This window comes from Flavobacterium sp. AJR (genome assembly GCF_002156885.1).
Taxonomy (GTDB): Bacteria; Bacteroidota; Bacteroidia; order Flavobacteriales; family Flavobacteriaceae; genus Flavobacterium.
In genome coordinates, this window is the sequence record NZ_NCWQ01000093.1 from 1 (window position 1) to 25,065 (window position 25,065).

Annotated in this window: 17 protein-coding genes and 1 tRNA gene; 12 read left to right on the plus strand and 6 right to left on the minus strand. The window is 32.3% G+C overall.

Going from position 1 to position 25,065, the window contains the following annotated elements; all coding sequences use genetic code 11:
- Positions 1–217: 217 nt before the first annotated feature.
- The 6 genes from recG (at position 218) to B8T70_RS20020 (ending at position 10,664) form a co-directional block, all read left to right on the plus strand.
- Positions 218–2,326 (plus strand): ATP-dependent DNA helicase RecG, encoded by a 2,109-nt coding sequence (recG, locus tag B8T70_RS19995; protein ID WP_086895990.1) that lies wholly within the window; start codon positions 218–220, stop codon positions 2,324–2,326.
- Positions 2,327–3,123: 797 nt separating this feature from the next.
- Entirely contained in the window at positions 3,124–4,185 is a 1,062-nt protein-coding gene (locus tag B8T70_RS20000) for an efflux RND transporter periplasmic adaptor subunit (protein ID WP_086895991.1), read from the plus strand.
- Between the two features lie 90 nt (positions 4,186–4,275).
- On the plus strand, positions 4,276–7,374 hold the full coding sequence (locus tag B8T70_RS20005; protein ID WP_086895992.1) for an efflux RND transporter permease subunit: 3,099 nt from the start codon (positions 4,276–4,278) through the stop codon (positions 7,372–7,374).
- A gap of 91 nt (positions 7,375–7,465) precedes the next feature.
- Positions 7,466–8,776, plus strand: coding sequence for a TolC family protein (locus tag B8T70_RS20010; RefSeq protein WP_039111940.1), 1,311 nt, complete (start codon positions 7,466–7,468; stop codon positions 8,774–8,776).
- A gap of 27 nt (positions 8,777–8,803) precedes the next feature.
- Positions 8,804–9,667: a bestrophin family protein gene (locus B8T70_RS20015; protein WP_086895993.1), complete on the plus strand. Its 864-nt coding sequence runs from the start codon at positions 8,804–8,806 to the stop codon at positions 9,665–9,667.
- A gap of 73 nt (positions 9,668–9,740) precedes the next feature.
- Positions 9,741–10,664: an AraC family transcriptional regulator N-terminal domain-containing protein gene (locus tag B8T70_RS20020; protein ID WP_086895994.1), complete on the plus strand. Its 924-nt coding sequence runs from the start codon at positions 9,741–9,743 to the stop codon at positions 10,662–10,664.
- 560 nt (positions 10,665–11,224) lie between these two features.
- Here B8T70_RS20020 and B8T70_RS20025 read toward each other — a convergent pair.
- From B8T70_RS20025 to B8T70_RS20035, 3 genes are all read right to left on the minus strand, one after another.
- Complete coding sequence (locus tag B8T70_RS20025) at positions 11,225–11,599, minus strand: DUF779 domain-containing protein (protein ID WP_086896002.1); 375 nt, start codon at positions 11,597–11,599, stop codon at positions 11,225–11,227.
- Between the two features lie 64 nt (positions 11,600–11,663).
- Positions 11,664–12,683, minus strand: a complete 1,020-nt coding sequence (gene adhP / locus B8T70_RS20030) for an alcohol dehydrogenase AdhP (RefSeq protein ID WP_242667525.1) — start codon at positions 12,681–12,683, stop codon at positions 11,664–11,666.
- Between the two features lie 77 nt (positions 12,684–12,760).
- Entirely contained in the window at positions 12,761–14,266 is a 1,506-nt protein-coding gene (locus tag B8T70_RS20035; RefSeq protein WP_086895996.1) for an aldehyde dehydrogenase family protein, read from the minus strand.
- 276 nt (positions 14,267–14,542) lie between these two features.
- On the opposite strand from B8T70_RS20035, the gene pheT reads away from it, so the two are divergent.
- On the plus strand, positions 14,543–16,963 hold the full coding sequence (gene pheT, locus B8T70_RS20040) for a phenylalanine--tRNA ligase subunit beta (protein WP_086895997.1): 2,421 nt from the start codon (positions 14,543–14,545) through the stop codon (positions 16,961–16,963).
- Positions 16,964–17,027: 64 nt separating this feature from the next.
- Here pheT and B8T70_RS20045 read toward each other — a convergent pair whose 3' ends face one another.
- Together B8T70_RS20045 and B8T70_RS20050 are read right to left on the minus strand one after the other, a co-directional pair.
- Positions 17,028–17,807, minus strand: a complete 780-nt coding sequence (locus B8T70_RS20045; protein WP_086895998.1) for a hypothetical protein — start codon at positions 17,805–17,807, stop codon at positions 17,028–17,030.
- 39 nt (positions 17,808–17,846) lie between these two features.
- Positions 17,847–18,359 (minus strand): adenine phosphoribosyltransferase, encoded by a 513-nt coding sequence (locus B8T70_RS20050; RefSeq protein WP_086895999.1) that lies wholly within the window; start codon positions 18,357–18,359, stop codon positions 17,847–17,849.
- Positions 18,360–18,475: 116 nt separating this feature from the next.
- Here B8T70_RS20050 and B8T70_RS20055 point away from each other — a divergent pair.
- From B8T70_RS20055 to B8T70_RS20065, 3 genes are all read left to right on the plus strand, one after another.
- A tRNA-Arg gene (locus tag B8T70_RS20055) sits at positions 18,476–18,549 on the plus strand.
- A 114-nt stretch (positions 18,550–18,663) separates the two neighbouring features.
- Positions 18,664–18,909 carry a CopG family transcriptional regulator gene (locus tag B8T70_RS20060; RefSeq protein WP_039118581.1) on the plus strand — a complete coding sequence of 82 codons (246 nt, stop codon included), beginning with the start codon at positions 18,664–18,666 and terminating at the stop codon, positions 18,907–18,909.
- Positions 18,902–19,180 carry a type II toxin-antitoxin system RelE/ParE family toxin gene (locus B8T70_RS20065; protein ID WP_039118580.1) on the plus strand — a complete coding sequence of 93 codons (279 nt, stop codon included), beginning with the start codon at positions 18,902–18,904 and terminating at the stop codon, positions 19,178–19,180. Before B8T70_RS20060 ends, B8T70_RS20065 begins: the two co-directional genes overlap by 8 nt.
- Before the next feature lie 326 nt (positions 19,181–19,506).
- Here the strand turns inward: B8T70_RS20065 and B8T70_RS20070 are convergent, their stop codons facing one another.
- On the minus strand, positions 19,507–20,058 hold the full coding sequence (locus B8T70_RS20070; RefSeq protein WP_086896003.1) for a hypothetical protein: 552 nt from the start codon (positions 20,056–20,058) through the stop codon (positions 19,507–19,509).
- A 287-nt stretch (positions 20,059–20,345) separates the two neighbouring features.
- On the opposite strand from B8T70_RS20070, the gene B8T70_RS20075 reads away from it, so the two are divergent.
- Together B8T70_RS20075 and B8T70_RS20080 are read left to right on the plus strand one after the other, a co-directional pair.
- A complete protein-coding gene (locus B8T70_RS20075; protein WP_086896000.1) occupies positions 20,346–20,750 on the plus strand; it encodes a helix-turn-helix transcriptional regulator in 405 nt (134 codons plus the stop codon).
- 208 nt (positions 20,751–20,958) lie between these two features.
- A partial coding sequence (locus tag B8T70_RS20080) for an NACHT domain-containing NTPase (RefSeq protein WP_086896001.1) occupies positions 20,959–25,065 on the plus strand: 4,107 nt, incomplete at its 3' end.

The following is a 25,065-nucleotide window of genomic DNA, read 5'->3' on the forward strand; positions in this document are numbered from 1 at the left end:
TTATGAGATAGATAAATGATTCTTTCTTACTATAAATAAAAGCATTTAACTTTTTCAAAACAATTGTATTTTCTATTTTCCTAATTAAAATCTATCTTCGCTTTTTATAAATATTTAAAGATAAAATAGAAATTAAAAGATTTAATTATTGAAATATTTAAAGATAAAAAAGTTCGTAAATCTAAGAAGTCTAAAAATCTAATCGTCTAAATAAAGAATGTCTAATTATCTTCTTCAAACTCCTATCGAATACTTAAAAGGTGTTGGCCCTAATCGTGGCGAATTGCTGCGTAAGGAATTGGGGATTCATAAATATATTGATTTGGTTAATTTTTTTCCGAACCGATATATAGACAGAACGCGATATTATAAGATTAACGAATTACAGAATACTGCTGCCGAAGTTCAGATTGTTGGTAAAATCATCAATATAAAGACCGTTGAATTTGCCAAAAATAAGAAACGTTTGGTTGCTACTTTTGTAGATGATACAGGACAAATAGACTTAAACTGGTTTCAGGGACATAAATGGATTCGTGAGAGTTTAAAACTCAACGAAGTTTGTGTGATTTTTGGGAAATGTAGTTTATACGGAAGTCAGTTTAGTATGTCGCATCCCGAAATTGAACTCATGAGCGAACACGAACAAAGCCTTCGCTCTGCAATGCAACCTGTTTATCCATCGACAGAAACCTTGGCTAATAGAGGGATTTCAAATCGTGTGATTAACAAACTCATGCAGCAATTATTTCTGGAAACACAAACTTTATTTACTGAAACACTTCCCGATTATTTGGTAAATGAGTTAAAACTGATTCCTAAAAAAGCAGCTTTATTCAACATACATTTTCCTAAAAGTGCCGATACTTTGGCGAAAGCCCAATACCGATTAAAATTTGAAGAATTGTTTTTTATTCAGTTGCAACTGATAACTAAAAACCTGATTAGAAAGCATAAAATAAAAGGACATCCATTTGTAAAAGTAGGTGAATATTTTAATGTGTTTTATCAAAATCACTTGCCTTTTGCACTTACAAATGCTCAAAAAAGAGTAATCAAGGAAATACGTACCGATATGGGTAGTAATGCCCAAATGAATCGATTATTGCAAGGAGATGTAGGTTCGGGAAAAACTATCGTTGCGTTTATGAGTATGTTATTGGCGCTCGATAATGGTTTTCAGGCTTGCTTAATGGCACCTACAGAAATCTTAGCAAATCAGCATTTTGTGGGATTGTCAGAATTAGCAGCGACATTAGATATCAATGTGAAAATACTAACAGGATCTACCAAAATTGCTGCCAGAAGAATAATTCATGAAGAATTAGAAAACGGTAGTTTGCATATTTTAATCGGAACACATGCTTTACTGGAAGACAAAGTAAAATTTAAAAATTTAGGTTTAGCTGTTATCGATGAGCAACATCGTTTTGGTGTAGAGCAACGTTCTAAATTATGGAAAAAGAACGAAATTCCGCCACACGTATTAGTTATGACTGCTACGCCTATTCCGCGTACTCTGGCGATGAGTTTATATGGCGATTTAGACATTTCGGTAATCGACGAATTGCCTCCGGGGCGAAAACCAATCCAAACAGTTCATCGTTATGATAGTAACCGACTGAAAGTCTGGAAGTTTTTGCGTGATGAAATTGCTCTTGGAAGACAAATATATATTGTATATCCATTGATTCAAGAATCTGAAAAAATGGATTTCAAGGACTTGATGGATGGTTATGAGAGTATTTCTCGTGATTTTCCCCTACCTAATTATTCGATTTCTATCCTTCACGGAAAAATGAAACCAGCTGATAAAGATTCGGAAATGAAACGTTTCTCGGAAGGAAAAACGAATATAATGGTTGCTACAACCGTTATTGAGGTTGGTGTAAACGTACCGAATGCCAGTGTGATGATTATAGAAAGTGCCGAACGTTTCGGACTTTCACAATTACATCAATTACGTGGTCGTGTAGGTCGTGGTGCCGAGCAGAGTTATTGTATCTTAATGACTTCGCATAAACTAAGTTCGGATAGTAAAACCCGAATGGAAACTATGGTTCAAACCAATGACGGTTTCGAAATCGCCGAAGTTGACTTAAAACTTCGTGGTCCTGGTGATTTAATGGGAACGCAACAAAGCGGTGTACTTAATCTTCAAATCGCCGATATTGTTCGTGATCGTGATATTTTGGCTCTAGCCAGAAATTATGCTTTAAAAGTCCTAAAAGAAGACGCTCCATTGCAAAAACCTGAAAATGCAATCCTTAAAGCCATTTTCATCGAATTAACAAAGAAAAAGAATATCTGGAATTATATTAGTTAAGTTTTTTTTTAAGGTTCAAAGGTTCAGAGTTACAAAGGTTCTAAGGTTTTGAGGTACTAAAATGCTAAGGTAAAAAAAATAAAGCTTTGCGAACTTTGCGTAAAACCTTGTGTTCTTTGCGGTTAATTTTACCACAATGTAACCCCAAACTTGTCACCCTGACGGAGGAAGGGTCTCCACTAGTGGCTCGATAATAAAAGGGAAAAATATTAGAATTTTTAATTGACAATAGACTCATTATAACAAGGAGTAAATACTCTATAAGTAAAATAGAGTAAACGCTCTTTTTTCTTATACTCTTTCTCGGACTATCGAGTTACTTGTGGAGACCCTTCCTCCGTCAGGGAGACAAGTTTGTGGATGTATTTGGTAAAATTAACCGCAAGGGGCGCAATACCGAAGCATCGGGATACGCAATGTTCGTAAAGCTTGTTAAGTTTTATTCTTATGAACCTTCTTAGAACCTCAGAACCTCAGAACCTTTGCATCTTTGTACCTTTTTTAAACCTTAAAAAAAACTTTTTTTTATTATCCCTTTAAACCTTTCTTCACGAATGGAGTCTTAATACAAATTTTTGAACTTATGTTTATTGTAAATCTTAGAAAATTAGAGGCTTTGTAACTCAGAACCTCTGTTTCTAGCATTACCCTTTTGCATCTTATTTTAACGAAAATATTAATATTTGTACATACAATTGTTAAATAAAAAATAAGGTCATAGGTTTTCAATACAAAAAACTAAATTTGTGAATTCACTTAAAACCATAATCTATTAATTCTAGCTTTACCTAAATCTCATGAAAGTAAAAAACCTTGTATATGCCTTGCTAATAATCGGAATTGGCGGATTTATCGCTTACCGAGTTGTATCTAATAAAAATAAGAACGACGAATCTAAAGGTCAGAACGGTAAAAACAAAACCACAACAGTTTCGGGAGTTGTTGTAGACACTCAAACTTTTGACAATAATTTATCTTTATCCGGATCTATTGAAGCCAATGAGCAAGTAGAAATTCGTAGTGAAGTTTCGGGTATTGTCGAAGGAATTTATTTTAGTGAAGGAAGCAACGTAACCAAAGGTCAAGTTCTTTTTAAGGTAAATGATATAGAATTAAGAGCACAATTAAGACAAGCCACTACTAAAGAAGGTTTGGCTGCCGAAAACGAAAGAAGAGCAAAGTTATTACTTCAAAAAGAAGCTATTAGCCAAGAAGAATATGAAGTTGCAAGAGCCGACCACGCTTCTGCGCAAGCACAAACCCAATTAATACGTGCTCAAATTGCAAAAACATCTGTAAAAGCACCATTTTCTGGAAAGATAGGATTACGATCAATTTCTCCGGGAACTTATATTACACCAACAATTTTGGTTGCTAAACTGGTTAATACTAGCAAATTAAAAATTACATTCTCGATTCCAGAGAAATACGCAAGTCAGGTAAGAAACAATTCTATTATTACTTTTACGGTTTCTGGGTCTGAGACTCAATATACGGCTAAAGTTTATGCTATTGAGCCTGAAGTTGCTGTAGAAACAAGAACGCTTCAGATTAGAGCTATCGCCGAAAATAAAGATGGCAAATTATTCCCTGGAACATTTGCTGATGTAAAATTACCATTAGATATTATAAAAGATGCAATTGTGGTTCCTACAGAAGCTATTGTACCTGTACAAAACGGAAAAAAAGTCTTTATTTCTAATTTTGGCAAAGCCAAAGAAGTAATGGTAGAAACTGCTACAAGAACAGATGCGTCTATCTTGATTTTATCAGGTTTAAAAAAGGGAGATACTGTTATAACTAGCGGTGTAATGGCATTAAAAAATGACGATCTAATTAAGGTAAAAGTGAAAAAATAGAGATTTTGAATTATTTAATAATCCAACTCAATTTTCATTATTTTAAAATCTAATCCTGATAGTTATCGGGACTAAAATCATAAATCTCATATGAGTTTATCAACCACAAGTATTAGAAGACCAGTATTAACAATTGTTTTAAATCTTGCAATTGTATTGTTTGGTCTTATTGGATATAGCTTTTTAGGCGTAAGAGAGTTTCCGTCTATTGATCCCGCACAAGTTTCTGTACGTACTAATTATACAGGAGCAAATTCAGACATTATAGAATCTCAAATTACTGAACCTCTTGAAAAAGCAATTAATGCCATTGACGGAATTAGAAACATTACTTCGTCGAGTGTACAAGGAAGTAGTAATATTACAATCGAGTTTAATCTTGATAAAAACCTAGAAGAAGCTGCAAACGATGTTCGTGATAAAGTATCACAAGCCGTTAGAAGTTTACCTCAGGATATAGATGCTCCGCCTGTTGTTTCTAAGGCTGATGCCAATGGAGAATCTATTATTTCGATGACTGTTCAAAGTGATACACGAAGTGCGCTTGAACTGAGTGATTATGCAGAGAATGTTATTTCTCAGCGATTAGAAACAATTCCGGGAGTAAGTGCAGTTCAAATTTGGGGACAAAAACGTTACGCCATGCGTTTATGGATTGATCCTATAAAACTGGCTGCATATGGTTGTACAGTATCAGAAGTTCGTAATGCCTTAAATGCACAAAATGTTGAGTTACCTTCTGGAAAACTAACAGGAAACAATACAGAACTTACAGTAAAAACGGTTGGAAATTTATCTAAACCAGAAGAGTTTAATAATATTATTATTCGTTCAGAAGGTGAAAAAATAGTTCGTTTTAGCGATGTTGGTAATGCCGAATTAGGTCCAGAAAATACCGAAACAAAATTGAGCCAATCAGGACTTCCTATGATTGGTCTTGCGATTGTGCCTATGCCAGGAGCAAATTATTTAGATATTTCGAAAGAGTTTTATAAAAAATACGATGCTTTAAAGAAAGATCTTCCTAAAGATATTAAGCTTGATATTGCAATAGACAGTACGCTTTTTGTAAAAAAATCTGTTTTGGAAGTTGCCGAAACATTATTGATATCTATAGTTTTGGTTATCTTGATTATCTTTTTGTTTTTTAGAGATTGGGCAATCGCATTTAGACCTTTAATAGATATTCCAGTTTCCTTGATAGCAACATTTTTTATCATGTGGCTTTTTGGATTCTCAATAAACGTATTAACATTACTTGCAATTGTTTTGGCAACGGGACTTGTGGTCGATGACGGAATTGTGGTAACGGAGAATATCTTTAAGAAAGTCGAAGAAGGAATGTCGCCTATTGAAGCTGCAATTAAAGGATCTAATGAGATTTTCTTTGCTGTAATTTCTATTTCGATAACGCTTGCAGCCGTATTTTTACCAGTAATCTTCTTAGAGGGATTCGTTGGTCGATTGTTTCGAGAGTTTGGGGTCGTCATAGGAGCGGCAGTATTAATTTCGGCTTTTGTTTCCTTGACCTTAACACCTATGTTAAATGCATATTTAATGAAAGGTGGCGAACAAAAGAAATCGAATTTTTATCTTAAAACAGAACCTTATTTCGAAAGTTTAAATAAAGGATATGCTGATGCTTTAACCCGTTTTATGAAAAAGAAATGGTTAAGCTTTCCTATTATCGCTATTTGTTTTGGATTAATTTACTTGTTCTTCAGTATTTTACCAAAAGAAACTGCTCCTTATGATGATAGAAGCGCATTGGTTTTAAGTGTAACAACTCCCGAAGGTTCTTCATACGAATATACAGATCGTTTTATGCAAGAGCTAGGTCAACTTATTGATGACTCTATTCCGGAGAAAAAAGTAAGTTTGGTAATCACGTCACCAGGTTTTGGATCATCATCTGTAAACAGTGGTAGAGTTAGGATTGCACTTAAAGAACCTAACGAAAGAACCCGTTCTCAAAAAGAAATTGCAGAGAAATTAACAAAGTGGACTAAAAAATATTCTGAAGCAAAAACCTCGGTAACAGAGCAACCTACAATTGCTGTAAATAGACGTGGAGGATTGCCAATTCAGTATATTATCCAAGCCCCAACCTTCGAAAAACTACGTGAAAAGATACCGTTGTTTATGGACGAAGCCAATAAAAATGATACTTTTTCGGTTACAGATGTGAACTTAAAATTTAATAAACCCGAAATTAATGTAAGTATTGATCGTGAAAAAGCCGAAAGTTTGGGTATTTCTATTATCGATATTGCGCAAACATTACAGCTATCATTAAGTGGGCAGCGTTTTGGATATTTTATTAAAAACGGAAAACAATATCAGGTAATTGGACAATTTGACCAAAAAGACCGTTCGAAACCATTGGATTTAACTTCGATGTTTGTAAAAAACAAAAAAGGACAGTTAATACAAATGGATAACGTAGTTACGATAGAAGAACAAAGCAATCCGCCACAATTGTATCATAACAACAGATATATGTCGGCTACAGTTTCGGCTGGTTTAGCTCCAGGCAAAAGTATTAGCGACGGTATCGATGCTATGAACGAGATAAAAGCTAAAGTTCTGGATGATACTTTTACAACCGATTTAGGTGGTGAATCACGAGATTTTGTGGAGAGTAGTTCGAATACTTCATTTGCATTTGGATTGGCTTTATTATTAATCTTCTTGATATTATCGGCTCAATTTGAAAGTTTTATAGATCCGTTTATTATAATCCTGACTGTGCCAATGGCAGTTGCTGGGGCATTATTCTCTTTATGGTTATTTAACCAAACTTGGAATATCTTTAGCCAGATTGGTACCGTAATGCTTATTGGTCTTGTTACCAAGAATGGTATCTTAATTGTGGAGTTTGCCAACCAATTACGAGAACAAGGCAAACCAAAATTAGAAGCAATACTAGAAGCTTCGGAAGCGCGACTTAGACCAATCTTAATGACGAGTTTGGCAATTGCATTAGGAGCATTACCAATTGCAATGTCTCTTGGGGCAGCTTCTACAAGCCGTATAGGAATGGGAGTTGTAATTGTGGGAGGAACAATTTTCTCCTTAGTACTTACTTTATTTGTAATTCCTGCCATGTATTTAATGTGGTCTAAAGCACGCAAACATTACCCTGAGTTTGATCATATCGAAGAATATGAAAGAGATAGTAATAAATAATCTCAAACTCACTTTAAATAAAAATAGGAACCACAAATCGCTTTTAAACAAAATTTTGATGGCTGATTTGTGGTAATAAAAATAAAAAATGATGTACACTAAAACTCTATTTAAATGCTTGGTTTTGTTTCTTTTTTGTATTGCAAAAAGCAATGCACAAGAAGTTCTTACCATAGAAAACGCAGTAAAAATAGCATTAGACAATAATTTTGAAATAAAAATTGCGTCAAATAATTTAAAAATTAGCGAGACCAATGCTACAATAGGAAATGCAGGAATGTTACCAACAGTAACAGCTACTGTTGTAGATAATAACAGCATACAAAATAGCTCGCAAACACGCCAGGACGGAACATCAACTTCATTGAACAACGCAAAAAACAACAGTTTAAATTACGGTGTGGGATTAGACTGGACGATATTTGATGGTATGCGAATGTTTGCTCAACTGGATCAACTTAAAGAACTTCAGAAATTAGGTGATGCCGAATTGCGACGCACCATTTTAGTAAAAGTGGGACAAGTTAATTCTACTTACTACGATCTAGTTCAGCAACAACAACAATTAGCAGCATTAGATACTACGATTGTAATTTCTAAGCAAAGATTGACTTTGGCACAAAACCGATTTACTATTGGAAAAGCTTCAAAATTAGAGGTTTTAAATGCTCAGGTAGATTTAAACACAGATCAGGTTACATTATTGAGACAGAAAGAATCATATGCAAATGCCAAGATATTATTAAATCAGATTTTGGCTCGAGATTCTAAAATTGATTTCAGGGTTATGGATGATGTTACGGTAGATAACACATTGATTTTGGATAATTTATTAGAATTAGCCAAAAAACAAAATCCACAATTAGAATCTCAAATTATTAATTTAAGAATTGCCGAATTGCAATTAAAGCAAGTAAAAGCAAATCGCTACCCTACTGTAAAATTAAATACAGGATATAATTTTTCTGAGAGTCATTCTAGTTTAGGATTTACAAGTGAATCAACTTCCCGAGGATTAAATTATGGTTTTAGTGCATCTTTAAACGTATTTGATGGTTTTAATCAACATAGAAATGAAAAAACGTCTAAGCTTGAAATTGAGAATACTAAATTTGCTTTAGAGCAACAAAATCAAGTATTGAGCACTCAATTAGCAACGGCTTATCAAACGTATTTAACAAATTTGGAGTTGATAAATCTTGAAGAAAATAACGAAGTAATAGCTAAACAAAACTTGGATATTACACTAGATAAATTTCGTATAGGAACTATTACAACACTTGAGTTTAGAACGGCACAGCTTAATTATGTAAATGCAAAAGTGCGTTATAGCAATGCACAATTTGAAGCTAAATTATCTGAAATTGCATTAAAAGAATTAGCAGGAAATATTAGTTTTTAAACTAAATTTGTTTCAAACACATAGCAAATGATATCATATAATACAAAAGACTGGTTTACCTTTATTTTTCATTTTCATAAATCAGATACTGTTAGGAAGTTGTTTCCTATCATGATTGCTATTGCAATATACGCGTCAACTGTTGGTTATCTTGAAATTTATTATTTTAAAATAACTAAAAACGATTATGTTCAAAATATTCCAATTATGCACGGAATGTTAGGTTTTGTAATTTCATTACTACTAGTTTTTAGAACAAATACGGCATATGATCGCTGGTGGGAAGGAAGAAAGTTATGGGGAAGCCTTGTAAATAATAGCCGAAATCTTGCTATTAAACTTTCGGCTATGCTAAAAGATGAAAATGACAGGAAATTTTTCAGAAAGTTCATTCCGCTATATGCTGATATTTTGCATAAGCATTTGCATGATTCAGAAACAAGTAAACAACTTTTTGAAGACGTAGATTTAGAAATAGATCACCACAAACACAAGCCAAATCAGGTAAAGAGAATCATATTTCATAAAATAAATGATTTATACGATGCGAAAAAAATATCTGGTGAACAACTCATTATTTTAAATAATGAATTGCAAGCATTTACAGATGTTTGTGGAGCTTGCGAAAGAATTAAAAACACGCCTATTCCCTACTCTTACAGTGCGTTTATCAAAAAATTCATTTTCTTTTACATTATGACTTTGCCTTTTGGTTATTCTATTAGCTTAGGTTATTATGTTGCTCCTGTAGTTGTTTTTGTTTTTTATGTACTGGCGAGTTTAGAACTTATTGCAGAGGAAATTGAAGATCCGTTTGGTGATGATGAAAATGATTTACCGACCAAAAAAATAGCCGAAAACATTAAGAAACATGTCGAAGAGTTGATTTAATTAAACGTTAAATCTACTCTTCTTATAATTATTTTGCTTAAATTTAAAGTTCCGTCTTAAAATTTAAAAAGCAATGAATAATCAACGTTATTTAATCAATCCACTTCAACTATCAAAAGAGAAATCGTTAAAAACTCTTGTCGAAAACAGGACAATTTATAACTTGAATCATTGTGAGTTAAATATTTTCGAAACATACGAATCATCTACTTTAGTTCCTTTAAAGTTTGATGATTTGGTTGTTACAAGTATGTTGAGAGGAAAGAAAATAATGCATCTCTTTGATGATCCCGAGTTTGATTATTTACCAGGAGAAACTGTTGTAGTTCCTGCAAATGTAGAAATGAAAATCGATTTTCCAGATGCTACAAGAAATAATCCCACGCAATGTTTGGCTCTGGCAATTGAGCAATCTAAAATTACAGACACTTTAAATTTCTTAAACGAGCGATATCCAAAAGAAGGAAAGGATATGTATTGGCAATTAAATTATCAGAATTATTTCTTTTATAATAATGTCGATATGGCTACTACAATCAATAAGCTTATAAAAGAATGTATGAGCACCTCGATAACCAAAGATGTTTTGGCAGATTTGACCTTGAAAGAATTATTGATTCGAATAATACAAACTCAAACGGTAAAATCTATTGATGAAGGAACAGTAATTCAGGTAAATAATCCAATAACAGAAGTTACAGAATTCATCAAGCAGAATTTAAAGGAAAACATGAATTTAAAAAGCCTGAGTGATAAAGCGTGTATGAGTACAGCTTCGTTCTATCGTTTTTTTAAGAGAGAACTAGGAATGAGTCCGATAGAATATATATTGAATGAGAAAATAAAATGTGCTAAAAATTTATTGAAGAATCCTTCCATACAAATTAATGAAGTTTGTTATTTATCAGGATTTGGAGACGCTAATTATTTCATCCGATTATTTAAAAAACACGAAGGTATTACACCAAAACAATATCAGTTGTTGTTTATAAATTGAGGCACTAAGGCTCTGAGGCATTAAGATTCAAAGGTTTTAAGAAAGGTTCTGAGGTTTAAAAAAAGGTACAAAGAGACAAAGGTTTCTTATAGAAACGGGAACCAATCTATCTTGTTATAAAGAAATTTTAGTGATACATAACCACAAACTTGTCACCCTGACGCAGGAAGGGTCTCCGCTAGTAACTCGACTATTATTGTACAAAAAAAAAACGCACTACGGTGCGCCTCTACGGGAAACGAGAACCAATAAATCTTTTGATAAAGAAATTTTAGCACAACATAACCACAATCTTGTCTCCCTGACGCAGGAAGGGTCTCCGCTAGTAACTCAATAACTATTGCTCAAAAAAAGACGCACTGCGGTGCGCCTCTACGGGAAACGTGAACCAATAAATCTTTTGATAAAGAAATTTTAGCACAACATAACCACAATCTTGTCACCCTGACGCAGGAAGGGTCTCCACAAGCAACTCGACAATTATTATGCAAAAAAAAGACGCACTGCGGTGCGCCTCTACAAAAAACCTTTGTCCCTTTGTCCCTCAGAACCTTAGTACCTCATGAAATAATTCTAATCGGTTCCAAATCTTTCTCTTCTTCTTCGGTGAAAATTCGGTATTCTATCTGGAATGTTTTCTTTAATGGTGTTTCCAATGAAAATCCGCCCACGCCAAAAGCATCGATTACATTGAGAGTAAAATGGGCATGTTTCCAATACTCAAATAAATCTTTATCTACCCAAAATTCGGTATCTTCGATTGTACCAATACATACATCTCCCATTCGTTGGTAAAAACCTCCTTTTTCAAAGCACTGCGGTTGTGTACCTTCACAACATCCTCCAGCTTGATAAAACATTAAATCGCCATGTTTTTCTTTTAATATATTTATCAATTCTATAGCTTTATCTGTGGCATCGATTCTTTTTATCATGATTTTGTATTTAAAAAAAGCAACAAACTTTAAAATTATAAAGTTTGTTGCTTTCATGATTTAATTATGGTTTTGCAATCTCAAGTACTACCCTACCTTCAATTTGTCCTTTTTTCATTTTGTCAAAAACATCATTGACATCTTCTAATTTTGCAGGAGTAATTGTTGCTTTTACTTTTCCTTCTACAGCAAATTCTATTGCTTCTTTCATGTCTTTACGTGTACCTACAATCGAACCGCGAATTGTAATTCTGTTTAAAACAGTATCAAAGATTGATAAATCAAAGTTTCCTGGAGGAAGACCGTTAAGAGCCATTGTACCTTTTCGTCTTAAAGTTTCAAGACCTTGCTTGAATGCTATAGGAGAAACAGCGGTTATTAATGCCCCATGCATTCCACCAACTTCCTTTTTTAAGAATTCTCCAGGATTTTGATTTTTTGCGTTTACTACTAAATCGGCTCCAAGTCTTTTGGCTAAATCAAGTTTATCATCGGCAACATCTATTGCTGCAACATGCATTCCCATTGCTTTGGCGTATTGTACAGCAACGTGACCTAATCCTCCAATTCCTGAAATTGCTACCCATTCTCCTGGTTTAACCTCAGTTTCTTTAAGCCCTTTGTACACCGTTACTCCTGCACAAAGTATGGGAGCCATTTCCATAAAATTGACATTTGATGGTAAAAGCCCAACATATCTTGCATCGGCAATTACATATTCGGCAAATCCACCATCTACACTATAACCACCATTTTGTTGCGTATCGCATAAGGTTTCCCAACCTGTAATACATTGATCACATCCTCCACAGGCACTATAAAGCCATGGTACGCCAACAGCATCGCCTTCTTTTACATTTTTTACATCCTGACCTAGCGCAACAACATAGCCCACGGCTTCATGTCCTGGAATTAATGGCATTTTTGGTTTTACTGGCCAATCCCCTTCTATGGCGTGTAAATCGGTATGACAAACTCCGCTTGCAATGACTTTTACAAGGATTTCGTTTTTACCTGGTCGCTTAACTTCGACTTCTTCAATCTTCAAAAGAGAACCAAATTCTCTTACAACTGCGGCTTTCATTGTTTTTGGCAACATAATTTTATTTATTTGCAAGAGCAATAATTAATAGTTTATTGCTCTTTGGTTTATACAATTCTTTAAAAGAAACCTAATTTCTTTTTATCATAAGAGATCAACATGTTTTTGGTTTGGCGGTATTGCCCCAACATCATTTTGTGGTTTTCGCGACCTATCCCAGATTGTTTGTAACCCCCAAATGGTGCGCCTGCAGGATAAGAATGGTACTGATTTATCCAAACACGACCGGCTTGAATTGCTCTCGGAACCTGATAAATTTCGTGTGCATCACGTGTCCAAACTCCGGCGCCTAAACCGTACATGGTATCATTTGCAATAGCAATCGCTTCTTCAGTAGTTTTAAAAGTAGTCACGGCTAGAACTGGTCCGAAAATTTCTTCCTGAAAAATTCTCATTTTATTATTTCCTTTAAACAAAGTTGGCTTAATGTAATAACCACCTTCTAAGTCTCCACCTAAGTTATTTTCTGCACCACCAGTAAGTAATTCTGCGCCTTCTTCTTTTCCTAATTTTATATAAGAAAGGATTTTTTCTTTTTGCACTATCGAAGTCTGTGCACCAATCATCGTTGTTTTATCCAGTGGATTTCCAGCAATAATCGCCTCAGTTCTTTCGATTACTCTTTTAATAAATTTTTCGTAGATATCTTCATGAACTAATAATCGTGAAGGGCATGTACAAATTTCTCCTTGATTCAATGCAAATAAAACAGCTCCTTCTATGGCTTTGTCAAAGAAATCATCGTCATGATCGGCAATAGATGGGAAGAAGATATTTGGTGATTTTCCGCCTAATTCTAATGTAACCGGAATAATATTTTCGGTAGCATATTGCATTACTAATCGTCCTGTTGTTGTTGAACCTGTAAATGCTGCTTTAGAAACTTTTTTATTGGTAACTAACGGACGCCCTAGTTCGGCACCAAAACCATTTACAATATTTAAAACTCCCGGAGGAAGAATGTCCCCTATAAGTTCCATTAATACTAATATAGAAATCGGTGTACTCTCGGCTGGTTTTAAAACGATTGTATTTCCTGCTGCAAGCGCTGGAGCTATTTTCCAGACTGCCATTAATATCGGAAAATTCCAAGGAATAATTTGAGCAACTACCCCTAATGGTTCGCTTAATGCGATAGAAACTGTTTGTGAATCTAGTTCAGCAATCGAACTTTCTTCGGCACGGATTACTCCTGCAAAATATCTAAAATGATCTATTGCCAATGGAATATCGGCTGCTAAAGTTTCACGGATTGGTTTTCCGTTATCAATTGTTTCTACAGTTGCAATATATTCTAGATTGTCTTCTATTTTTTGAGCAATCTTATTTAGTAAAATACTACGTTCTGTTACTGAGGTTTTCCCCCAGGTTTTAAATGCTTCATACGCTGTATCTACAGCCAGATCAATATCTTCTTTGCCAGAATAGGCTGCTTTTGTAAAGACTTTACCATCTATTGGAGAAAGCACATCAAAATATTCTCCTTTTATAGGTGCTACAAATTTTCCACCAATGTAATTATCGTATTTTGCCTTAAAGTCAGGTCTTTTTGCTAGAGTACTCATAAAAATATTTTTTTTGGATTCATTTCAAATTTACTTTCATTCTCTTGTAAAGAATAGCACAATTCATTCATCTGATAGCACAAAAAATGCAGATTCTCTTTTATAACTAAAATTTAATACTCTATTAGTAAAATATTACCATAAAAAATAAAGTATGTTCAAAAAATATTGATTTATAATAAAGTAAAAACAGCTGTAAAAAACCAAATAAATTGTTTCCTACTACAATGTGCAATCCTTATATTTGTAAACTTATTCAAGAATAATATTACTCAAATGAAAATATCTTACAACTGGTTAAAACAATTCATTAAAATAGATTGGAAATCCGAAGAAACATCTGCTTTGCTTACTGACCTTGGTCTTGAAGTAGAAGTGGTTGAAAAATACCAATCGATAAAAGGAGGATTAGAAGGTATTGTTGTTGGGCATGTATTAACCTGTGTACAGCACCCTGATGCTGACCGATTAAAAGTTACAACTGTAGATTTAGGTTTAGAACATCCTGTACAAATTGTATGTGGGGCAGCTAATGTTGCTGCTGGACAAAAAGTGCCAGTTGCTACTATTGGTACTGTTTTATACGATAAAAACGGAGAATCTTTTACTATCAAAAAAGGAAAAATACGCGGACAGGAAAGCCACGGTATGATTTGCGCCGAAGACGAATTAGGTTTAGGAACTGGTCATGATGGAATTATGGTCTTAGACGAAGCTTTGAAACCAGGAACTCCTGCAGCAGAAGTTTTTAATATAGAAAATGATGAAGTTTTCGAAATAGGATTAACTCCTAACCGTGCCGATGCAATGAGTCACCTTGGTACTGCACGTGATTTACGTGCGGGATTACTACAAAGTGGTGTAAACGTAGAATTAATTACTCCATCGGTTAGTAATTTTAGAGTTGACATGCGAACTTTAAAAATTGATGTTAATGTCGAAGAACCTTCTTTGGCTCCTAGATACTGTGGTGTTACTATTTCTGGAATTACAATAAACGAATCTCCGAGCTGGCTACAAAACAGATTAAAAGCTATTGGGATTACTCCAAAAAATAATATTGTTGATGTTACAAACTATGTGCTACATGAATTAGGGCAACCTTTGCATGCATTTGATGCTAGTAAAATCAACGGAAAAATAATTGTAAAAACGCTTCCAGCAGGTACTAAATTTGTAACGCTGGACGATGTAGAAAGAACATTGCATCAGGAAGATTTAATGATTTGTGACGAAAAAGGTCCGTTGTGTATTGCAGGGGTTTTTGGAGGGAAAAAATCTGGTGTAACAGATACAACGACTTCTATATTTTTAGAAAGTGCTTACTTTAATCCTGTAAGCGTTCGTAAATCGGCTAAAAGACATCAATTAAATACAGATGCGTCTTTTAGATTTGAAAGAGGTATTGATCCATCTATTACTGCGTATGCATTAAAACGTGCTGCTTTATTGATAAAAGAAATTGCTGGAGGAGAAATAACTTCTGATATTGTTGAGATTTACCAAAAGAAGATTGAAGATTTCTCTGTGTTTTTAAATTTCAGCCATGTTTCAAAAATTATTGGACAAGAAATTCCAAAAGATACTATTAAGAAGATATTAGTATCTCTGGATATTAAAGTTAATAGTGTTTCTGAAGCTGGTTTAGGATTAACAATTCCTGCTTATCGTGTAGATGTACAACGCGAAATTGATGTTATCGAAGAAATTCTAAGAGTTTACGGATATAACAACATTAATTTCTCTAAAAAATTCAATGCGACAGTTGCTAATTCGCCAAGAACAGAAGATTATAAAGTACAAAATAGTATTGCAGCTCAACTGAATTCACAAGGTTTTCATGAAATGATGGCCAATTCATTAACAACAGCTGCTTATGCTAATCTTTCGACACTATTAAAAGAAGAGCATAATGTGACTATATTGAATCCATTAAGTAATGATTTATCAGTAATGCGTCAATCATTATTGTTTTCAGGATTAGAAGCAATCTCATATAATGTCAACAGAAAAAACTCAGATTTAAAATTATTTGAATTTGGAAAATCATACCATAAATTTCTTAATGGTTATGAAGAACATAAACACCTTACTTTGTTTATTACTGGAAACAGAAATAAAGAGACTTGGACTAATGGATTACAATCTACAGATTTCTTTTTATTAAAAGGATATGTAAAAGGTGTAATCTCTAGATTAGGAATTGATAAAATCCTTAATATTCCAACACAATCAGATGTGTTTTCTGAAGGTGCTGCCATTGGATATGGTCATGATACTTTGGTTGAAATGGGAGTGGTAAAAAAATCAATCTTAAAGCACTTCGGAATAAAACAAGAAGTTTTTTATGCTGATTTTAACTGGGATTTAATTTTGAAAATAATTACAGGTAAAATAAAATATACCGAAATTCCGAAATATCCAGAAGTACGCAGAGATTTAGCTTTATTAATTGATAAAAATGTTACTTACGATAGTATTTACAATCTTGCTAAGCAAACAGAAAAATCTTTATTAAAAGATGTAAATCTATTTGATGTGTACGAAGGTAAAAACCTTCCTGAAGGCAAGAAATCATACGCGTTAAGCTTTACCATTCAGGATAACACAAAAACGCTTACAGATGCTCAAATTGATAAAATCATGAGTAAATTGCAACAAAACTTTGAAACTGAACTTGGGGCAACCTTACGATAGTTAAAAGTTGAATTATAAAAGAAATCCGCTAGAAAGAATATTTAATTCTCTAGCGGATTTTTTATTACTTAAACTCTATTAATTTTTCATTTGGTAGATCATATTCATATAAGACTCTGGTTGCATTATCTACATATAACCATTGCATTATACTCGTACGATTTTCAAATTCATTAGCGATGCCTAAAACCGTATAAGAATGCCCCTCCTCTTCTCTATCTTCTATTGAGTAAGTCAGATTTAAATTAGGATCTTTTAAATTTGCTTTTACGAGCTCACTTTTAGAATTTGCTAAATAGTATTCGACTAAAGTGTATAAGTAATCTTTAAACTCGGTTGAGTACTTATCCTCCTCCTCTGCCCAATAATATTTTATTGGTTTAGGATATTTTTTTCTGAATAGAGTTACACTTCCGTCTTTAACTTTTTTAGCGCTTACGAACCATTCTGTAAAATCTCGTGTTTCTCCATCTCCTGAAATAAAGACACTATCAATCTTCCATTTAAATTCATAAATATCACCCAGAGTATATTTAAGTTCTTCCTCAGAAGTTAAGTTAGACGTTAAAAATGTTATCTTGTTATTCTTTTTAATTTTAACATATGAATAATCTCCACCTTCATTAAACCCTGCATATTCGGCTACATCAGTATATACTTGTTGTAGTTTTAATTTTTCGCTTGGACGTATTTCACTTTTAAACTCGCTGGGTATTTTATTAATAGTATCCTTTGTGTTTGGAACTTCCTTTTGAGAAATCGAATCTGCTTTGGTGGCTACGTCGTTATTATCTTTGCAAGAAATTAATAATGTAAATAAGGCTAACGAATAAAATACTTTCATTTGGTTAATTTATGTTTTTAATGCTTGTGTAGAATTACTCTAATATGTTATAGCAGCAAAAATAGGATTTTCCTTTATCTTTTCTCTTCCGTTTAAAAAAGATAGCTCCATTAAAAAATTACATTGTACAATTTCTCCACCTAGTTCAATAACTAAATCACAAAGTGCCTTAGCAGTTCCTCCTGTAGCCAACACATCGTCGTGAATTAATACTTTGTCTCCTTTTTTTATTGCATCAATATGCATTTCTAACGAATCTGTACCGTATTCTAAATCGTATTCTGCCGAAATTACTTTATAAGGTAGCTTTTTGGGTTTCCTTACAGGTACAAAACCTGCATTTAATTTTTGCGCCAATAGCATTCCGAAGAAAAAACCACGACTTTCTGCTCCTATTACCTTGTCGATTTTTTGTCCTTTTAAAGAATCTAATAAAATCTGAAGACATTCTTCTCTGGCAATTGGATCATTTAAGAGCGGAGTGATATCTTTAAATAAAATCCCCTCTTTTGGAAAGTCTTGAATATCACGGATGTAATTTTTTATCTGCATTTTTTTTTAATTTTCTATTGTTTATTGCTTGTATATCTCACATTTGTTTCTATCTTTGCACCCGCAATAAGTGCTCAACAAAGCTACGAAAAATTAGCCAATTGAAAACTAAAAAAGGCCTCGTGGCGCAACTGAATAGCGCACTTGATTACGGCTCAAGAGGTTACTGGTTTGAATCCAGTCGAGGTCACAAAAAATCCCATTTCTTACGAAATGGGATTTTTTTTATGCCTTTTTATTATTTAATAATTTCCATTTCAAAGTTTTGGTGTAAATTTACACCAAACTAAAGCTTTTTATTATTATGACACGACAAAGTATAACATTAACTGCTCCTAATGAAGAATGGTTGAAAAATCAGGTTAACACAGAAGAGTTTAGTAGTAAAAGTGAAGCTATTAACTATTTGATTAAACAAGCTCGTTCACAAGAAGAATACTATGAGTTTGTGAGATCTAAAATAGATAAGGGAGAAAAAAGTGGTTTTGCAAAAAAACAAACTAGAGAAGAAATGTTAGCCGAATTTAAAAAAGATTTGCCTAATGTATAGCTATTATTTGAGTAGCGAAGCCAAAGAAGATTTAAAAAGAATTTATTATTACGGTGTTAGTAAGTTTGGCATTGATCTAGCTGATAACTATTTTAATATGTTTTACGATTGTTTTGATAAAATAGAGGGAAATCCTTTTTTATTTCCATCTGCCGACCATATTAAAAAAGGATATCGTTATTGTGTTTGTGGTGTTGATACTATTTACTACCAAATCAATGGAAATAAACGGGTAGAGATTATTACCATTATTGGAAGGCAAGACTTTTAGATCTTTTAAAGCCAACAATTTTCTTCAAATCCTGGAGAAAATGGTTTAAAAAGCTATTTACACATGCTTTCTTTGCCACTTCGCGGCTTTGCGAGAGATTTATCCGATACAGTATTAAAAACCATTTTTCATAACTTAATGACATTACCCCAAACCTCCAAACACAAAGCTTTGCGTACTTAAATTGTCTAAACACAACTTAAATCTTAGTGAACTCTGTGAAAATCTTTGCGTTCTCTGCGTTAAAAAATAAGATGCATAATGATAAACCTTTGCGGTTAAACAGATTAGTATTCTAAAGCTTGAATAAGGAATATTTTATTCCGTTACAACATCAATCTGATTCTTTTTTTGATTTTCTCAACACCCCTTTCTCTTATTAATTCCACCGCATCCAGCATTTTGATTAAATGAATATAGGGCGTCGTTAGGTCAGATTCAGCATCTCCGGCATTGGGAGACAAGGAGAGTTCCAGGATTAGACATAAAAACAATTCAAATTCTTCCAGCCTTTTTTCATCAAATGCATTTTGAAATACAATAAAAGGATTATCGTATTCTTCCTTCGTTAGGGAAGTAAGATGAAATACAGTTTCAGAGTGCAAAGACGCTGTAACTTTCCATTTTTTACTTTTCTGTTTTAGGCAGTAACAGATTTTGAGAAAAGAATTAATAATAGTATAAAAGACAAAAACATCGGATGGATTGTCCTGTTTGTAGACTTTTCTTTTATAGCTATAAATTACCGCTTCGGTTAAAGTCTGTTTATAATAATCAAGATCTTCAAAGTCAAAAAAGGCATCAATAGCCTTAAATGGATTTCCCGCCTCAACCCCTGCCCAAAATCTAGTTTCGAAGAATCTTTTATTTTTTTTCATACTAAGGAGATTAAAAATTCTCCGGCAAAGCTCTATTCTTCCCAAAGGATAATCTATTCCTAATACGGATATAATACCGATTGTATACTCAATATAGTCCCATTGCATGGTAACTATTTTCCTATTACATCGGTATTATATCAGAAAACATTGGAGTAAAACATAAATGAAATTGGTATAATATCTGACAAAAGAGATGTTTTACGAGATATTTTTTTATCTTTGAAATTCAGGATTTTTATCCAAATGGCTTTATCTTTGAGCCTTCAGAAAAATTGACATTCATTATGGAACAGAAAATACATCAGGGAAGAAACGTAAAACGCTTCAGAGAAATGCTTGGCATCAAACAAGAAGCATTGGCTTATAATCTGGGAAATGACTGGAATCAGAAGAAAATTTCTATACTGGAGCAAAAAGACATAATTGAAGATGATATACTTAATCAAATCTCACATGCATTAAAAATTCCTGTTGAAGCTTTTCAGAATTTTGATGAGGAACAGGCAATAAATATTATTTCTAATACTTTTGGAGATAATGCTTGTGTTGGAAATCCCAACTCTACATTCAACTTTAATCCTATCGAAGAGTTAAAAAAACTTCACGAAGAAAAAATTGCATTGTACGAACGTATGTTGAAAGAGAAAGATGAAATGATGGTGAGGCTTGAAAAATTGATTAATAAATAATTATAAAGATATATTAATTCTAAAAAGAGACTTTTGAAGTCTCTTTTTTATTTTGGAACATTATTTATGGGTGCGAAGTAAGGAGATATTCGTACAGCTTTTGATAAGAATTCTTTGGAGAGCGGGGGCATTTTAGAAGTAATATTACCAGAATTGAAATGTAGTTCCATCAAAAAAATAATTTATATTTGAAGAAAGTACTACTATTATGACAAGCCAAGAATTAGGAAGCAGTTTTGAAATTATAACGAAAGATTTTTTCGTATGGCTATTTGAGAAAATTGGATTTACTGTAACTAAAGCAAGACCTCAAAAATCTGGAAATCAAAATGGTTTTGATATTTTAATTATAGTCTCTAAAGATTTCTCTGAAAAAAAAATATTTATAGAATGTAAAAATTACGAGACAGATTTATCAATTGGGAATATCATTAAGAAAGGCTTAAATTTAGAATCAAATTATGAACTTGATGAAAATGATCTTTTCATTGCAATAAATCCAAGATCTAATTTTAGCAATGAAGATAATTCTGAAAAATTATCACCAGTTCTCAGTCAAAAGTTTAAATTCACTTACTATGCCCTTGATATTTCAAATGGCATCAAAGAATTGTTTGCATTAAACAATAATTTTTATCGATCTGTATATGGAGAAGACGTTAATTTTATTGTGAATGAAGAAAAAGAAATAGAAAGGTTTAAGACAATTATTTTTTCAAGAAAGCCTTTTCAGAAAATAATAATAAAAGATGCCGATAAAGACAGATTCATTGGCTATATAAATGTGGATAAAAATAATATTGAAAGATATTTTACAGAAGATGCTCAGAACAATAACATTCTCTTTAAAAGAGATAAAAAAGAGAATTTAACCCTTTCAACAATTCTAGATAAGGAAGACAAAATTTTTATCATTGGCAATCCTGGAATAGGCAAATCTACGGAACTCAAAAAATTTGCATTACAAAATTGGAAAACTGGAGATAATGAAAAATTTATTCCAATATTTAAAAGTTTAAAAAACTTTACAACAACTGATTTGATTGCCGACTATTTTCCAATTGGATGGGAAAATTTAAATAAAGTTATTTTTATATTAGATGGTATTGACGAAATTTCTGATATAGAGTATTTTAAATCCAAATTAGAAAACTTTATTACTCAAAATGAAAATGGTTCCAAAAAATTCAAATATATAATCAGCTGTAGGTCGAACGTTTATGAAAGTATTGTAAAAGGCATACCAAATTTTAATGTCTATTATTTGCGGGATTTATACTTTCATGAAAGTACTGAACTCTTAAGAAAAAAATGCGGGAATATTGTTGATACTTTATATTTTCATAATTCATTTACAAATTTTCTAAAAACTCCTTTCCAAGTAGAGATATTAGCAAATTATATAACAAGTAAAGGACATATTCCTCAGAACACAACAGTTCTTTGGGAACAATATATTCAAAACAGATTTACTCACGATAAAAATGAGAAACTAAAAAAGATTACTTTAAACATACCTGGGCTCAAAAAATGGTCAATGAAAATTTCATTAATAAGCGAGTTAATGAAAAACAACATCATTGAAGAAGAAGATTTGTACATAGCTCTAGGCGAAAACACTACAGAATATGAGGATTTTAAGAAAAATCCGTTATTAAATAAACTTATTAATCAAGAGAAGTATTTTTTTGAACACAGAAACATTCAAGAGTATTTTGCCGCTACAGCATTAAGCAAATTATCATCCGAAAAAATAAAAGGTTTTTTACTTATCGAAAATGGTATAAACAAAACACATCCTTCATTATTTAATACCATAACGTTTTTAATTAATATTGTCGATAATGACAAATACACTGAACTCGTAAGCTGGTTAATTGAACATGAACCAGAATTGCTTTTTAAAGCAGACTCAAATAGAACTGATCGCTATAAAGTAAAAGTTTTTCAGCATTACTTTCAATCGGAATGCGTAGATAAGACCTATTGGATAAATAGCAGCAAAACTTTTAACACAAAAGAAATTGCAGAATTTGGGAACTGTGAAATTAATTTTGATTACCTCCTAACATTTATTAATAGTGTAGATGCTCATTTTCGAGTTAAAGTTTCAGCATTAGAATTATTAAGCCATTTTTCTGTTTCGCCAGATAGAAAAGAAGATCTAAAAAAGACACTTTATAACTTACTGCAAAATTCTGAAAATAGCGAAATGATAAAATCTCATATTTTAGACTGTATCCATGATCTAAAGCTATGCATGAATGACGAAAATCTTTTAGATGACATATTTTATTTATTTAAAAACGAAACCAGCAAGCAAATTAATAGGGCACTTTTGTCATTAATTGAGGAATATCAAAATATTGATCGTTTTTTTTGGTATATAAAATCGGAATTTTTGCGAGATCAAGGAATTACAGAAAGAGAAATAAAAGATGAAGTAATCAGAGGAACAAGTTGGGTTCTTGAACGAATTATATTGAGGTTCACAGTATCTGCACATTTTATTGATCTGGCGAAGTATTACTTTGATGAATCAAGAGAAAATTATATTGACAGTAAATATATTGAGGAAATTATTGAGAGATGCTGTTATTTTGAAAATTTAGATTCCAATTATTTGGTAAATTTATTTGTGTCATTTCAAGAAATAGAAAATTACTACTTCAGGGAAACAACTATTAAAGATCTAATTTTAAAAAGCAACCGAAATAGTAAACAAAACCTATTTGAATATCTGACAGAAAATGTGGACTTTAAAATTTTTGGATATTTTATGGCTTCCGTTACAGATGAAGAAACCATTGAGATAGTAATAAATAAATTTGCGAATGGCATTATAGAAAGTAGCAACCTCGATTTTTATCGAAATGTTCTTGGTAATACTAAAGACCGTAATCTAGCTGAATATTTTAATAATGAAATGATTGAAAGAGGTTTTGAATTTGTAGAAGTCTATTTAAGTCAAAATGAATTTGACAATTTAAAAGAGAAGTTTAGAAAGAGACCTCAAGAAGATTTCGACGTACTATTCGATAAAGAATTATTGCTTTCCAAAATTCAATTCATATTCAATCGATATAGTGGTAGTATTAGTCCTACAATTATTCGTCAGATTACCACTGATTGGTATAAAGAAAATGGTCATGCTAGCAGAATTGAAATTTCCTATTCTTTACTGAGTAGAATTGTCCACAATATGCAAATGAATTTGAAATATACTGATATTGAACGAATTTTTATTGAGGAAGACATATTCATAATAAAAGAAATCAAAGCCCAAATCCAACAGTTAAATAATTCCAATACTTTTTTTGAAATTAACATAAGTCATAAACGTTTTATCTACCAATGGTGCCTCAAGGCAAAAGATGAAATCGATTTTACAAATATTATTAGAATAGTAAATTTCAACTCTTTAAATTTGCTTGATGATTATTACAAACTCAAGGCAATATTGTATTTTGTAATTAAATTTAATTTTAATTTTTCAGAACAGTTTCTTTTAAACAGCATCGAATTTATTGATATAAATAAAACTGTTGCACAAGATGGTGACCTAAATCAGCTTCTCAGTAGGATCAAAAGTGAAGAAGCAATTAATAAAAGAATTATTGAAAATCTTCACAATGGAGATCTCTACTCCTTATCGTTAAACTCTCACATTCAGTATGCATTAAATAATAATCTTACAGAATCTTACATAAAGATTGGAGAATATCTAGTGAACAAAAACTACAATTATAATATTGAAAAAGTTCTTATACAATACATACAATTAACAAATGATTTACCTCTACTCAAAAATCTTTGCGATGATTTTAATTCACACAAGTGCTGGACATCATTAAAGCTGATGATGGATTTAAAAGTTGAGTCCGATTTTTGTCTTCAAAAAGCACTTCAATATCTAAGTAATGCAAAAGATGATAAAAATTATTATTTTTCATCTGCTTTATCGATTCTCTTTGAGTTAAATTCAATAAATGCCATAAATTATCTTTTTTTGTTTCTTGATTTAGAAAATGTCCCGTCACTAAGAGAGAACTCATATACAAGTTATAGTGCAATAGATAATTATAAATCCTTACATAAATTATACGAAAAAATCTATATGAAAAATGAAGATAAATTTGGACTTTCTAATATGAAGAATTTTATGTCTACTTATATTTCAAATTTGTCAGCGAACAAAGTCAATTTTTTTTTAATTCAAGAAGAATTATCATTGATAAAATCTAATCTTAAGAATTTGTCAATTGATAGCGAGCTATTTTATATTAATCGTTTAATAGATGATTCACGAAAAGGT

Coding starts and splice junctions, on each gene's coding strand:
- B8T70_RS20050 (WP_086895999.1), bottom strand. CDS start 18,359: ATGCAGATAAAAAATTACATCCGTGATATTCAAGACTTTCCAAAAGAG.
- B8T70_RS20015 (WP_086895993.1), top strand. CDS start 8,804: ATGATATCATATAATACAAAAGACTGGTTTACCTTTATTTTTCATTTT.
- recG (WP_086895990.1), top strand. CDS start 218: ATGTCTAATTATCTTCTTCAAACTCCTATCGAATACTTAAAAGGTGTT.
- B8T70_RS20035 (WP_086895996.1), bottom strand. CDS start 14,266: ATGAGTACTCTAGCAAAAAGACCTGACTTTAAGGCAAAATACGATAAT.
- pheT (WP_086895997.1), top strand. CDS start 14,543: ATGAAAATATCTTACAACTGGTTAAAACAATTCATTAAAATAGATTGG.
- B8T70_RS20000 (WP_086895991.1), top strand. CDS start 3,124: ATGAAAGTAAAAAACCTTGTATATGCCTTGCTAATAATCGGAATTGGC.
- B8T70_RS20020 (WP_086895994.1), top strand. CDS start 9,741: ATGAATAATCAACGTTATTTAATCAATCCACTTCAACTATCAAAAGAG.
- B8T70_RS20010 (WP_039111940.1), top strand. CDS start 7,466: ATGTACACTAAAACTCTATTTAAATGCTTGGTTTTGTTTCTTTTTTGT.
- B8T70_RS20070 (WP_086896003.1), bottom strand. CDS start 20,058: ATGAAAAAAAATAAAAGATTCTTCGAAACTAGATTTTGGGCAGGGGTT.
- B8T70_RS20075 (WP_086896000.1), top strand. CDS start 20,346: ATGGAACAGAAAATACATCAGGGAAGAAACGTAAAACGCTTCAGAGAA.
- B8T70_RS20065 (WP_039118580.1), top strand. CDS start 18,902: ATGTATAGCTATTATTTGAGTAGCGAAGCCAAAGAAGATTTAAAAAGA.
- adhP (WP_242667525.1), bottom strand. CDS start 12,683: ATGAAAGCCGCAGTTGTAAGAGAATTTGGTTCTCTTTTGAAGATTGAA.
- B8T70_RS20045 (WP_086895998.1), bottom strand. CDS start 17,807: ATGAAAGTATTTTATTCGTTAGCCTTATTTACATTATTAATTTCTTGC.
- B8T70_RS20060 (WP_039118581.1), top strand. CDS start 18,664: ATGACACGACAAAGTATAACATTAACTGCTCCTAATGAAGAATGGTTG.
- B8T70_RS20005 (WP_086895992.1), top strand. CDS start 4,276: ATGAGTTTATCAACCACAAGTATTAGAAGACCAGTATTAACAATTGTT.
- B8T70_RS20025 (WP_086896002.1), bottom strand. CDS start 11,599: ATGATAAAAAGAATCGATGCCACAGATAAAGCTATAGAATTGATAAAT.